The organism is Microvirgula curvata, assembly GCF_054781615.1.
Genome location: NZ_BAAGUB010000001.1, coordinates 1 through 11,821 on the forward strand (window position 1 = coordinate 1; position 11,821 = coordinate 11,821).

12 protein-coding genes and 1 pseudogene are annotated in these 11,821 nt (G+C 61.4%); 4 read left to right on the plus strand and 9 right to left on the minus strand.

The window, feature by feature from the left end; all coding sequences use genetic code 11:
- A partial coding sequence (locus ACYVG8_RS00005) for a hypothetical protein (RefSeq protein WP_460744867.1) occupies nt 1–231 on the plus strand: 231 nt, incomplete at its 5' end.
- A 48-nt stretch (nt 232–279) separates the two neighbouring features.
- On the opposite strand, the gene ACYVG8_RS00010 is transcribed toward ACYVG8_RS00005, so the two are convergent.
- The 5 genes from ACYVG8_RS00010 to ACYVG8_RS00030 all read right to left on the minus strand — a co-directional run bounded on the left by ACYVG8_RS00010 (nt 280) and on the right by ACYVG8_RS00030 (nt 4,741).
- Nucleotides 280–1,650, minus strand: a complete 1,371-nt coding sequence (locus ACYVG8_RS00010) for an NAD(P)(+) transhydrogenase (Re/Si-specific) subunit beta (RefSeq protein WP_107889049.1) — start codon at nt 1,648–1,650, stop codon at nt 280–282.
- Nucleotides 1,651–1,659: 9 nt separating this feature from the next.
- Nucleotides 1,660–1,953 (minus strand): proton-translocating transhydrogenase family protein, encoded by a 294-nt coding sequence (locus ACYVG8_RS00015; RefSeq protein ID WP_028500346.1) that lies wholly within the window; start codon nt 1,951–1,953, stop codon nt 1,660–1,662.
- Between the two features lie 11 nt (nt 1,954–1,964).
- A complete protein-coding gene (locus ACYVG8_RS00020) occupies nt 1,965–3,083 on the minus strand; it encodes a Re/Si-specific NAD(P)(+) transhydrogenase subunit alpha (RefSeq protein ID WP_460744868.1) in 1,119 nt (372 codons plus the stop codon).
- A gap of 297 nt (nt 3,084–3,380) precedes the next feature.
- Entirely contained in the window at nt 3,381–4,121 is a 741-nt protein-coding gene (locus ACYVG8_RS00025) for a sulfite exporter TauE/SafE family protein (RefSeq protein WP_036386852.1), read from the minus strand.
- Between the two features lie 152 nt (nt 4,122–4,273).
- Nucleotides 4,274–4,741: a mechanosensitive ion channel family protein gene (locus tag ACYVG8_RS00030; RefSeq protein ID WP_107889048.1), complete on the minus strand. Its 468-nt coding sequence runs from the start codon at nt 4,739–4,741 to the stop codon at nt 4,274–4,276.
- A 202-nt stretch (nt 4,742–4,943) separates the two neighbouring features.
- On the opposite strand from ACYVG8_RS00030, the pseudogene ACYVG8_RS00035 reads away from it, so the two are divergent.
- Nucleotides 4,944–6,059, plus strand: a pseudogene (locus ACYVG8_RS00035) (IS3 family transposase).
- A 230-nt stretch (nt 6,060–6,289) separates the two neighbouring features.
- Here the strand turns inward: ACYVG8_RS00035 and ACYVG8_RS00040 are convergent.
- Complete coding sequence (locus tag ACYVG8_RS00040; RefSeq protein ID WP_107889047.1) at nt 6,290–6,706, minus strand: c-type cytochrome; 417 nt, start codon at nt 6,704–6,706, stop codon at nt 6,290–6,292.
- Nucleotides 6,707–6,898: 192 nt separating this feature from the next.
- Between ACYVG8_RS00040 and nosZ the strand changes: the two genes are divergently transcribed.
- Nucleotides 6,899–8,827, plus strand: a complete 1,929-nt coding sequence (nosZ, locus tag ACYVG8_RS00045; RefSeq protein WP_107889046.1) for a TAT-dependent nitrous-oxide reductase — start codon at nt 6,899–6,901, stop codon at nt 8,825–8,827.
- A 197-nt stretch (nt 8,828–9,024) separates the two neighbouring features.
- Nucleotides 9,025–9,462: a copper chaperone PCu(A)C gene (locus ACYVG8_RS00050; RefSeq protein ID WP_107889045.1), complete on the plus strand. Its 438-nt coding sequence runs from the start codon at nt 9,025–9,027 to the stop codon at nt 9,460–9,462.
- Nucleotides 9,463–9,517: 55 nt separating this feature from the next.
- On the opposite strand, the gene ACYVG8_RS00055 is transcribed toward ACYVG8_RS00050, so the two are convergent.
- The 3 genes from ACYVG8_RS00055 to ACYVG8_RS00065 form a co-directional block, all read right to left on the minus strand.
- A protein-coding gene (locus ACYVG8_RS00055) for an IS3 family transposase (protein ID WP_107889044.1) occupies nt 9,518–10,635 on the minus strand; the annotation gives its coding sequence in 2 pieces (ribosomal slippage) (nt 9,518–10,374 and nt 10,374–10,635; 1,119 coding nt in all).
- Nucleotides 10,636–10,728: 93 nt separating this feature from the next.
- Nucleotides 10,729–11,367 (minus strand): hypothetical protein, encoded by a 639-nt coding sequence (locus ACYVG8_RS00060; RefSeq protein ID WP_331638856.1) that lies wholly within the window; start codon nt 11,365–11,367, stop codon nt 10,729–10,731.
- Nucleotides 11,368–11,371: 4 nt separating this feature from the next.
- On the minus strand, nt 11,372–11,821 hold a 450-nt coding region (locus tag ACYVG8_RS00065), incomplete at its 5' end, for a nitrous oxide reductase accessory protein NosL (protein WP_460744869.1).

Below are 11,821 nucleotides of genomic sequence, written 5' to 3' on the forward strand. Positions count from 1 at the left end.
CGCCTACACTTATCGGTTGTCTGTTTTGTTAAAGAGCGTTTTTCCGAACTGAATCAGCGACTTGCTGCTTCGTTCGGCGCTGCGTCGTGCAGCGAGGAAGCGAACTATACGTCTGCCGTGCCGGTCCGTCAACGCTTTCGGCAAAGAAAATCTGATAATTTTCTCAAAAAACGAAAAATCGGTTTGTTTTTCAGTGTTTTGCACAATTATCTCGATTCTTCCCCTCCATGAAAAAACCGCCGGGCGAGCCCGGCGGTTTCTGGGTACAGGGTCGAAAAGTTACTGATCTGCTGCCTTGAGCAGGTCTTCGACCACTTTTTTCGCGTCGCCGAACACCATCATGGTCCGATCCATGTAGAACAGATCGTTGTCCAGACCGGCGTAGCCTGCCGCCATCGAGCGCTTGACCACCAGCACGGTGCGCGCCTTGTAGGCTTCCAGGATCGGCATGCCGTAGATCGGGCTGGCCGGGTCTTTCTGGGCGGCCGGGTTGACCACGTCGTTGGCGCCGATCACCAGCACGACGTCGGTGGTGGCGAAGTCGGTGTTGATCTCCTCCATCTCCTGCACCTGCTCGTACGGCACGTCGGCCTCGGCCAGCAGCACGTTCATGTGCCCCGGCATCCGCCCTGCGACCGGGTGGATCGCGTAACGTACCTTGACCCCCTTCTCGGTCAGCAGCTTGGCGAACTCCTGCAGTGCATGCTGGGCACGGGCCACGGCCAGGCCGTAGCCCGGGACGATGATCACGCTGTCGGCATTGGTCATCAGGAAGGCCGCGTCATCCGGGCTGCCCGATTTGTAGTTCTTCGGACCCGAACTGGCTGCACCCGCCGCCGCCGGGCCGGAACCGAAGCCGCCCAGCAGCACGTTGAAGATCGAGCGGTTCATCGCCTTGCACATGATGTACGACAGGATGGCACCGGACGAGCCCACCAGCGAACCGGCAATGATCAGCACCGGGTTGTTGAGGGTGAAGCCGATACCGGCTGCCGCCCAGCCCGAGTACGAGTTCAGCATCGACACCACGACCGGCATGTCCGCGCCGCCGATCGGGATGATCAGGGTCACGCCCAGCACCAGCGCCACGGCCAGCATGGCCAGGAAGGCGGCGTGCGCCTCGGTCAGGTAGTAGGCAATGCCGAAGCCGATCATGGCAATCGCCAGCACCAGGTTCAGCAGATGCTGACCGTTGAACGACACGGCCTTGCTGCCGAACTTGCCCGACAGCTTGCCGTAGGCAATGACCGATGCGGTAAAGGTGATCGCACCGATAAACGCGCCAATGAACAGCTCGATGCGCTGCACGCCGGTATGGTTGGCGCCTTCGTGGAAGATCGCCGCGACGGAGATCAGCACGGCGGCCAGGCCGACCAGCGAGTGCATGGCGGCGACCAGTTCCGGCATTTGCGTCATCTGCACGCGCTTGGCCAGGGTGCCGCCGATCAGGCCACCGATGATGACCGCGCCGCCCATCAGCCCCCAGATCGGCTTGTCAGCCAGGGCCAGGGTGGTGATGAACGCGATCGCCATGCCGGCGATGCCGTAGAAATTGCCCCGCTGCGCCGCTTTCGGCGAAGAGAGCCCCTTGAGTGCCAGGATGAAGCAAATGGCGGCAATCAGATAAAGGATTGCGGTGATATTTTCCATCGCGTCCTCTTATTTCTTCTTCTTGAACATTTCCAGCATGCGCTGGGTCACCATGAAGCCGCCGAAGATGTTGATCGACGCCAGCAGCATGGCCAGGGTGCCGAGAACCGACGTCAGCGTGATTTCGCTGCCGTTGATCTCGACCACCTGCAGCATGGCGCCAACGATGATGATCGACGAGATGGCGTTGGTGACGGCCATCAGCGGGGTGTGCAATGCGGGAGTGACGTTCCACACCACGTGGTAGCCGACGAAGATCGCCAGTACGAAGATGGTGACACTGGTCACGAACGGATCGACCATGATGTCTCTCCTTATGACTGACCGAAGCGGACCTGGCCCTGGTGGGTCACCAGTGTGGCAGCGAGCAGGTCGTCTTCGAGATTGAGTTGGAATGCGCCGTCCTTGCCGAACATCAGGTTCAGGAAGGTCAGCAGGTTCTTCGCGTACAGCGCCGAGGCATCGGCGGCGACCAGGCCCGGCAGGTTGGTCGTGCCGACCAGGTATACGCCGTTGCCGGTCTGGCAGACCTCGCCCGGACGGGTGCCCTCGCCGTTGCCGCCGGCCTCGGCCGCCATGTCGATGATCACGCTGCCGGCCTTCATGCCGGCAATGGTGGCCGCCGACAGCAGCTTCGGTGCCGGTTTGCCCGGAATCAGCGCGGTGGTGATGATGATGTCGGCGGCACGCGCGTGCTTGTCGACCAGTTCACCCTGGCGGCGCTTGTAGTCGTCGCTCATTTCCCTGGCGTAGACGCCATCGCTGGCGGCCTTTTCCTCGTCGGTCATCGGCACTTCGACGAACTTGGCACCGAGCGATTCGACCTGTTCCTTGGTGGACGGCCGCACGTCGAAGGCTTCGACCACGGCACCCAGGCGCTTGGCGGTCGCGATGGCCTGCAGGCCGGCGACGCCGACGCCGAGAATCAGCACCCGAGCCGGTTTTACGGTACCGGCGGCGGTCATCATCATCGGCATCATGCGCGGGTAGTACTGGGTGGCCAGCAGCACGGCGCGATAGCCGCCGAGGTTGTTCTGGCTGGACAGGACGTCCATCGACTGCGCACGCGTGGTCCGCGGCAGCAGTTCCATGGCGAAAGCGCTGACCTGCTGCGCCGCCAGTTGCGGCAGCAGCGTGTTCTGGTACGGCTTCAGCTGGCCAATGAGGATGGCACCGGCTTTCAGCGCGGCGATGTCCGCAGCCTGCGGCTCGCGCACGGTCAGCACGATGTCGCCGCGGCCGAGCAGTGTCGCGCGGTCGGCGACGATTTCCGCCCCGGCCTCGCTGAACACCGCATCCGGCACGGCTGACGCGACGCCCGCTCCGCTCTGCACGGCGACGGCATGGCCGGCCTGCACGAGCTTCTTCACCGTTTCCGGCGTAGCGGCGACCCGCGTCTCACCCGCGCATTCGGCGGGAATGACGATTTGCATGGTTACCTCGTTTGGATGGTTGGAATGAAACCGGTAAACCGCCCCGCACACGCACCCGGCGCGGCGTTGCAGTGCAATCTGTTGAATATTTCAAACACTCGTTTGAAAATGATCATCCGCATTCAAACGCATATCTTGTAATTTGAAAAGCATTTTCATGGCAATGGCACACACTCGCCACTGTTTTTTTGCAGCGCAGCAATTGCCGGGACGGTGGCAGGTCGCCGCGCCGCGCAGGCACAAACGACAAACCCCGGTCGACATGCCGGACCGGGGTGGATTCGGATCTGACGTCACTCAGCCGATAGGGACGAACAAATCGTAGGCAAACTTCCCGATCAGGATACTGAGCAGAATCAAGAATAGGACACGTATGAATCCGGCGCCGCCCCGTATTGCCAGATGCGTGCCGACCAGGCTGCCGGCCACATTGGACACCGCCATCGGCACCGCAAAGCCGAACAGGATATGCCCGGCCGGGATGAAGAAGCTCAGCGCCGCCAGATTGGTCGCCAGGTTGACGAACTTGGCCGCCGCCGATGCGTGCAGGAAGTCGAACGCAAAGAAGCGGATGAACAGGAAGATCAGGAAGCTGCCGGTACCGGGGCCGAAAATGCCGTCGTAGAAACCGATGGCACAGCCGATCAGCACGGCGATCCAGCGCTCGCGCGTGCCGATGACGGCCGGCGCATGCAGCTTGCCGAAGTCTTTTTTCCACAGCGTGTAGGCCGCCATGCCGATCAGCATGACCAGCACGGCCGGCTTCATGACCGCTTTCGGCACCAGGCTGACGGCGGCGGCACCGACGAAGGCGAACACGAACGCACAGCCGGCCGCCGGCAGCACCAGCGACCATGGCAGCCGGACCCGGGTCATGAAGCTGCGGGCCGCACTGCCGGTACCGAAGATGGAGGAGAACTTGTTGGTGCCGAGCAGCGTGGCCGCATCGACCCGCGGCAGGGTATTGAACAGCGCCGGTACCTGGATCAGCCCGCCACCGCCCACTGCGGAATCGATCAGCCCGGCGGCAAACGCCATGACACAAAGAAAAACAACATCGTAGAGCACAGCGTTTGCCCGCCGGATGGCGGCCTGTAGGGCATAGGGGGGGCAAGCCTAGCCCGCTGGCCGGGGGGAGTCAAAACCTGATCTTCATCCGTCTCGCCACCGGCCAGCTCCGTACATGACCGTTACCGCTGCCGGACCAGCACCGGCTGTTCGGCCGGCGGCAGCTGGTTGTCGCGTGCCACGTCGCTGATCGCCTGATTGGTGGCGAAATACACATCCCAGTACACGTCGTTGTGACAGAACGGCCGTACCGCCAGCACCGGGCCGGCCAGGTTGAACTCCAGCAGTTCGACCGAGGGCGCCGGGTCGGGCTGCACGCCGGGCAGCGTCGACAGCCGGTTGCGCAGGGCAGCGGCCACGGCGACGATATCGACGCCATTGGCCAGCTGCATCTTCAGGTCGACACGCCGGTACGGGTTGGCGCTCAGGTTGACGATATTGTCCGAAAACAGCTTGTTGTTGCCGACGATGGTATGCAGATTGTCCAGCGTGTCGATGGTGGTGGCGAACAGGCCGATATCGCGCACCGTGCCGACCACGCCCCCCGCATTGATCATGTCGCCGACCTGGAATTGTCTCACCCTGTACATACATACTTTTTCATAAACATTCTGGCTTCGTCAGCCTGAATATTTTCATTTCTTGGCTTGTTGACTTACATGCACAGGTATTATTCCATTCTATGGAAATTATACTTTTTACTAAGAGTCTAGGAAAGATAAAGGTCTGCTTGGCCTTCCCCCCTGCAGGTATACCAAGCACAAGTTAGCATGAAGTCCAAAGGAGCCTCTCATGCGGAAGTCGCGATTCACTGGAGTGCAAGTCATCGCCGTCCTGAAGGAAGCGGAGGCCGGTCTTCCGGTCACGGAGCTGTTCCGCAAGCATGGTATTTCTGATGCCACCCTCTACAACTGGCGCAACAAGTTTGGCGGTATGGAGGTGTCGGAAGCCAAACGACTGAAACAGCTGGAGGAAGAGAACGCCCGATTGAAACGTCTGGTCGCCAATCAGGCACTCAACATCGAAATACTGAAGGAAGTCCTCGGAAAAAACTGATTCGGCCTGCAGCTCGGTGCAACGCAGCCAGGCAGCTGATAGCCCGGCACGGGATCTCTGAGCGGCGGGCCTGCGGGTTGGTTAGGGTCACGCGCAAAACCTTCCGCCGGGAGCCGACCCCGGATCGTGATGCCGTATTGCGGCAGCGTCTCTGTGAACTGGCAGAACAGCGGCGGCGTTTTGGTTCGCCTCGCTTGCACGTCATGCTGAGACGGGAAGGATGGATGGTGAACCACAAGCGAGTGGAGCGGGTTTACTGTGAAGCTGGACTCTCGCTGCGGCTACGACGAAGGCGGAAACGGCCGAGTCATTTACGAGTGGTTCTGCCGCAGCCAACCGGGCAGGATCAGCGGTGGCCGATGGACTTTGTTGCCGACACGCTGTGAAACGGCCGACGGATCCGGACGCTGACGGTCATTGACATCTGGAGCCGTGAATCACTCTGGATAGAGGTGGACCACTCCCTGTCAGGGTCAGGGGCACGCATTGCCAGGGCTCTGGATCGTCTCTGGGAACAAGGTCGCCGTCCCGGGTTGATGCAAGTCGATAATGAGCCAGAATTCACCAGTAAGGCGCTTGATGAATGGGCCTGCCGAAGAGGAGTTCAATTGCAATTCATTCGGCCAGGAAGGCCGGTAGATAATGCACATATCGAAAGCTTCAATGGCCGGTTTCGGGAAGAGTGTCTGAACCAGACATATATTTCGGAGCCTGCATGATGCCAGACGGAAGATCGAAGCCTGGTGCCCAGATTACAACGCCGCTCGGCCACATAGTGCGCTGGGCTACCTGGCCCCGGTCGAATACCGGGAGAAGAATCACCCCCAACCAGTCCTGATTGCTAATTTATGACTGGGATACTGGGCAGGGGAAGGTCACTGATGCCTTCGACAGCCTGCACGACAACTGAGCAGGCATGAAAAACGGGGTCTCACGGCCCCGTCAGCTTGTCCGAAAACCCCACCCGCGAAGAACGGAAAGCGGCAGGATTCAATCAGGTAGACTGCCGTGTTCACGGCAGTTTCTGTCAGCCGGGCGTACACCGACGCTGCAGTGAACGTCGGTGCCCACCGGCATGCGCGTCAGGCGCTCTTGCCGGCCATGAAGTCGACAGCGGCCTTGACGTCATCGTCGGACAGCGACGGATTGCCGCCCTTGGCCGGCATCGCGCCCTTGTTGCCGTTGAAGCCTTCCAGCGCGTGCTTGTACAGCGTGTCCTTTCCCTGCGCCAGACGCGGGCCCCAGTCTGCCTTGTCGCCCAGCTTCGGTGCGCCGGCAGCGCCGGTCTGGTGACACATGGCACAGGTTTTCTTGAACACCGTTTCGCCGGCAGCGACTTCGGTGCTGGCAGCCGGGGCTGCTGCCGGCGCTTCAGCGACCGGTGCGGGAGCCGGCGCGGCAGGGGCTTCGGCTGCGGCAGGGGCTTTTTCCTGCTGGCCACCACAGGCGCTCAGCGCGGCAACCAAGGACAACAAGGCAAGAGAGCGGGTGGGAGACATCTAACAATCCTGGAAAAGAGTAAAAAACGACATCCTGCAAACTCTACGCAGTGATCCTTCTCAGACTAAGTGCTTGTTATGAACTTTCATTTGACGATTGTCAACGATGCGGATGACATGCAGGAACAGAATAACTGCGACAGTTTGACACAGTTGCCACTCTTATCCACATCCTAACGGGCCCTTTTTATTATGACCGACCAAGAACTCCTACCCCAAGACCTGAGTCGCCGTTCCTTCCTGGGTAAATCTGCTTTGGCCGGTCTCGCCGGCGCGGGGCTGAGCGTGGGCCTTGCCTCCTGCAAAAAGCCGGAAGGCGAAGACGCCGCAAAGCCGGCCACCGCTGGCACCGCAGCCGGTGCCCATGGCAGAGCCGAAGTCGCTCCCGGCCAGCTCGATGACTACTACATCATCAGTTCCGGGGGCCACTCCGGTGAATGCCGCATTTTTGGTATACCATCTGGCCGCGAATTCAAGCGCATCCCAGTGTTCAACATCGACTGCATGAATGGCTGGGGCATCACCAACGAATCCAAAGCTATTCTCGGTACCCGTCCCGATGGTCAGCTGAAATTCAAGACCGGTGACACCCACCATATTCACGGCTCGTACAAGGATGGCACCTACGACGGCAAATTTTTCTGGGTCAACGACAAGCTGAATGCCCGCGTGGCGCGCATCCGCGGTGATACCTTTGAGTGCGACAAAATCACTGATATCCCAAATATTCAGGGACAGCACGGATTATTTACTGACAAGCGCGACCCGGTCGATCCAGCCATCAACTACACCACCCGCGTGTTCGCCGGTGCCGAATTCCATATCCCGCTGCCGAACAATGGTGCGGATGTGGATGCGCCGGAAAAGTACGGCTGCCTGTTCTCCTGCCTCGATGCCGAGACCATGGAAGTGCGCTGGCAGGTTCACGTCGACGGCAACATGGACCTGGTCGCGACCAGCTATGACGGCAAGCTGGCGGCATCGAACCAGTACAACACCGAAAACGGCATCCACTATGAAGACATGATGTCGGCCGAGCGCGATGCCTGCGTGTTCTTCAACATTGCCCGCATCGAAGAAGCGGTCAAGGCAGGCAAGTTCACCACCATCGGGACCTCCAAGGTGCCGGTGGTCGATGGCCGCGCCGCCAAGAACGCCGACCCGAAAACCGCGCTGACCTGCTACGTGCCGGTGCCGAAGAACCCGCACGGCGTCAACGCCAGCCCGGACGGCAAGTACTTCGCCTGCTCGGGCAAGCTGTCGCCGACCGCGTCGCTGATCGAGCTGGCGCTGGTGCACAAGTGGTTCGACGGCGAACTCAAGACCCAGCGCGACTGCGTGGTCGCCGAGCCGGAAATCGGCCTCGGCCCGCTGCACACCGCCTTTGACGGCCGTGGCAACGCGTACACCACGCTGTTCCTCGACAGCCAGATCGTCAAATGGAACATCGACGCGGCCATCAAGCAGTTCAAGGGCGACAAGACCGCCCAGCCGGTGGTCGACCGCATCGACGTTCATTACCAGCCGGGCCACGGCTGGACCACGATGGGCGAAACCAAGGAAGCCGACGGCAAGTTCTTCAACTCCGGCAACAAGTTCTCCAAGGACCGTTTCCTGCCGGTGGGGCCGCTGCATGCAGAAACCGAGCAGCTGATCGACATCAGCGGCGACAAGATGGTGCTGGTGGCCGACCACCCGGCCTACTCGGAGCCGCATGACGCCATCGGCATCCGCCGCGACGTGATCAAGACCCGCCAGGTCTACAACATGGATGACTTCCCGAATGCGGTGAAGGACCCGAAGAGCCAGCGCATCGAACGCAACGGCAACAAGGTCACCATCTACCTGGCCAGCCAGGCACCGGCGTACTCGATGCGCGAATTCAAGGTCAAGCAGGGCGACGAAGTCACCATCTTCCTGACCAACCACGACAAGGTCGAGGATCTGACCCACGGTTTCGGCATTCCGATGTACGACATCAACTTCGTCGTCAATCCGCAGGAAACCAAGTCGGTCACCTTCAAGGCCGACAAGCCCGGCGTGTTCTGGTGCTATTGCACCCACTTCTGCCACGCGCTGCACCTGGAGATGCGCAGTCGCATGATCGTCGAACGGCGTTGAGGAGCTCCGTTCACGGTGGGCGCGTCGAGGCGCGCCTGCTTTCCGGCCACAGCACGGCCGCGGGGTGTCCGGTCAGAGGCTCCGCGTAGCGGCTTCGATGGTGCCAGCGGCACGGCGAAGCATGGCCGGTTTGACAGGAGGCCCTGAGCAGGGACCTCCTTTTTTCATCTGCCCATTTCATTCAGAAGGTATCCCGCATGCAGCGCATCCTGTCCTGCCTGGCCATCGCCCTGACGTTATTGTGTATGCCGGCGCTGGCCGATTCCGCCACGGTCACCGCCCGTGACGGCTGGGCATGGCGCACCCGCGCCGGCCAGTACGGCAGTGCCGGTTTCGTCACCCTGAACAGCAGCGCGACGGCACGACTGGTCGCCGCCAGCAGCCCGCGCGTCAGCCGGATCGAAATCCATGAAAGCTTCGTCGACGCACAGGGTCGCTTCGGCATGCGCCGGCGGGGAGCCGTCGCCCTGCAGCCGGCCCGCCCGCTGCAGATGCGCCATGACGGCATCCACCTGATGCTGATCGGCCTGCGTACGCCACTGGCGGTCGGCGACCGTCTGCCCCTGACGCTGACCATCGACAGCGGGGGCCAGCGTGAAATGGTATCAACAGCCCTTGTGGTCAAGGCACCATAGATAAGGAACAGATACTACGCATTGTTGCAGTAGTTGATCTGTGACCTCCACCCGACTAACCGAGCGGTCTAAGCTGGAGATTTCCGGCTTCAAGATGGGCTAGCCGGAACTCGCTGGGGGTCCGGTCGCCCAGCGAACTGTGCGGCCTGAATTCGTTGTAATCCTGCCGCCAACGCTCGATCTTGTCACGCGCGTCAGCCAGCGACAGAAACCAATGCACGTTCAGGCACTCATCCCGCAGACTGCCGTTGAACGACTCGATGAAGGCATTATCCGTGGGTTTCCCGGGCCGCGAGAAGTCCAGCGTGACGCCTTGTTCGTACGCCCATTGATCCAGCGCCACCGAAATGAATTCACTGCCGTTGTCGACCTGAATCCGTTGTGGCGTCCCGCGCAAGGCTTGCACATGCTGCATCGTCGCCACTACGTCTGCGGCTTTCTGGGCGAAATCCACCGTGATCGCCAGGCGTTCCCGGCTAAAATTATCCACTACAGTTAACGCCCGGATCTTTTGGCTGTTGAACAGCTGATCGGCGACGAAATCCATGCTCCAGCACGCATTCACTTTAGAGAGGGCCGGCCGAGCCTGACGATGCGCAGCGGCCACGCGTCGTCTGGGGCGTTTGCGCCGCAGGTTCAGACCTTCCTCGCAGTAGATCCGGTAGGTCTTCTTGTGATTGATCAGCCAGCCCTCGCGCCGCAGCAGGACATGGATGCGGCGCGCGCCGTAGCGAATGCGCGTAGCGGCAATCTCGCGGATTCGCTGCCGTTCCGCACGATCGTCACGAGGGTGAGGGCGATAAAAACAAGTCGCTTGCCGCAGTTGAACGACAGCGGTGGCGCGGCGAATGCTGACGCGGTACGCGTCGATCAGGAAGTTGGCCAGCTCGCGTTTGCGAGCCGGCTTCACAGCTTTTTCTGGATGACTTCCTGCAGCATCTGCTTGTCCAGGCTCAGGTCGGCCACCATGCGCTTGAGCCGGGCGTTCTCGTCTTCCAGCGGCTTCAAGCGACGCAGCTCGCTGACGCCCAAGCCTCCGTATTTCTTCTTCCAGTTGTAGAAGGTGGCCTCGGAGATGCCCATCTTGCGGCAGACCTCTGCGACCGTGGTGCCCGACTCTGCCTGGCGCAGCGCGAAGGCAATCTGCTCTTCCGTGAACTTCGATTTTTTCATGACAAATCTCTTGCCCCGATGGGCTCAAATTTGCCAGAAATCTTTACTTCTTACCGCTACGATTTTTCGGGAAGAGGTCAATTGGCCTTCATGCTAACTTATGCTTGGCATACCTGCAGGGGGGAAGGTCAAATCCGGTCCTGCGGCCAGCGTGTCGAGCAGCCAGCCCAGCAGCACCGGCACATCGGTCAGTGGCAGGTCGATCGGGCGTGGCAGGCGGTCCGGGGCCCGGTACAGCACCGGCGAGGTGGCGGACAGCCGCGACAGCCGCCAGTCGCGATTGTCAGGCGCCAGCCAGGCGGCTTCCCAGCATGCCGGTGACGCCATGCGCAGCCACATCCCGACGCCATCCACATCGAGCAGCTCGACGGCATCCAGCCGGCGCAGTGCGCCGCCCGGATAGCGGTCGGCATGCCGCTGTTCGACCAGTTCGACCAGGCAGGCATGCGGGCTGTCGTCTTCCAGCATCGTGCCGCGCAGGCGGGCGGCCAGCACGGCCCGTACCCGCTCGCTTTCGGCCTGCAGCACCGAGGCACGGATGGCGACGGTGTCCTCGTCCTCCGCCCGCCGGCCTGCCGCGATGTCGTGAATCAGCGCATCGGCCGATGCCGCGTCAGCCGCGGCCAGTGCCGCCTTGCCGGCTTCGCGCAGCTCATACTGCAGCCGCGCCAGCGCTTCGACCTCTGCCGCCACTTCCGGCTGCAGATCGCGAAAGAAATCCGGGTTGGACATGGCGTCACATCCCCTGGTCTTTGAGTACGCCGCCGTCGAGCTTGATCATCTCCGGCGTGACTTCGTTGAAGGCGTAAACCTTGCCGCCATACTGGCCGGCGAAGCGTTCGGCGTCGGCGCGCAGCGCAAAGGTGCCGAAGGTCGGTCCCATGCTGCCGGTGCGCTTGCTGCCTGCCACATAGAATGCCTTGCGCGCGTCGACCCAGTAGCCGACCGGCTTCTGCCAGTTGGCATGTGCCATGTCCTGCACGAAGGCGCCCTTGATCGGCTTGACCTGTTCCGGCTCGATCAGCAGCGACATCAGCTCGATGGTGTCGCAGAAATAGTCGATCTGGCCGTCGCTGAAGCGGATCTGGCCTTTCGGGCCCGGGTAGTCGGCCAGCACCATGCCGTCGAGTGCGCAGGCGGCGCCCTGCGGCGGGTTCAGCTCGGCATCGGCCGGCTTGTCGCTGGT

Coding starts and splice junctions, on each gene's coding strand:
- ACYVG8_RS00050 (WP_107889045.1), top strand. CDS start 9,025: ATGCAGCGCATCCTGTCCTGCCTGGCCATCGCCCTGACGTTATTGTGT.
- ACYVG8_RS00060 (WP_331638856.1), bottom strand. CDS start 11,367: ATGTCCAACCCGGATTTCTTTCGCGATCTGCAGCCGGAAGTGGCGGCA.
- ACYVG8_RS00025 (WP_036386852.1), bottom strand. CDS start 4,121: ATGGCGTTTGCCGCCGGGCTGATCGATTCCGCAGTGGGCGGTGGCGGG.
- ACYVG8_RS00020 (WP_460744868.1), bottom strand. CDS start 3,083: ATGCAAATCGTCATTCCCGCCGAATGCGCGGGTGAGACGCGGGTCGCC.
- ACYVG8_RS00030 (WP_107889048.1), bottom strand. CDS start 4,741: ATGTACAGGGTGAGACAATTCCAGGTCGGCGACATGATCAATGCGGGG.
- ACYVG8_RS00015 (WP_028500346.1), bottom strand. CDS start 1,953: ATGGTCGATCCGTTCGTGACCAGTGTCACCATCTTCGTACTGGCGATC.
- ACYVG8_RS00010 (WP_107889049.1), bottom strand. CDS start 1,650: ATGGAAAATATCACCGCAATCCTTTATCTGATTGCCGCCATTTGCTTC.
- ACYVG8_RS00040 (WP_107889047.1), bottom strand. CDS start 6,706: ATGTCTCCCACCCGCTCTCTTGCCTTGTTGTCCTTGGTTGCCGCGCTG.
- nosZ (WP_107889046.1), top strand. CDS start 6,899: ATGACCGACCAAGAACTCCTACCCCAAGACCTGAGTCGCCGTTCCTTC.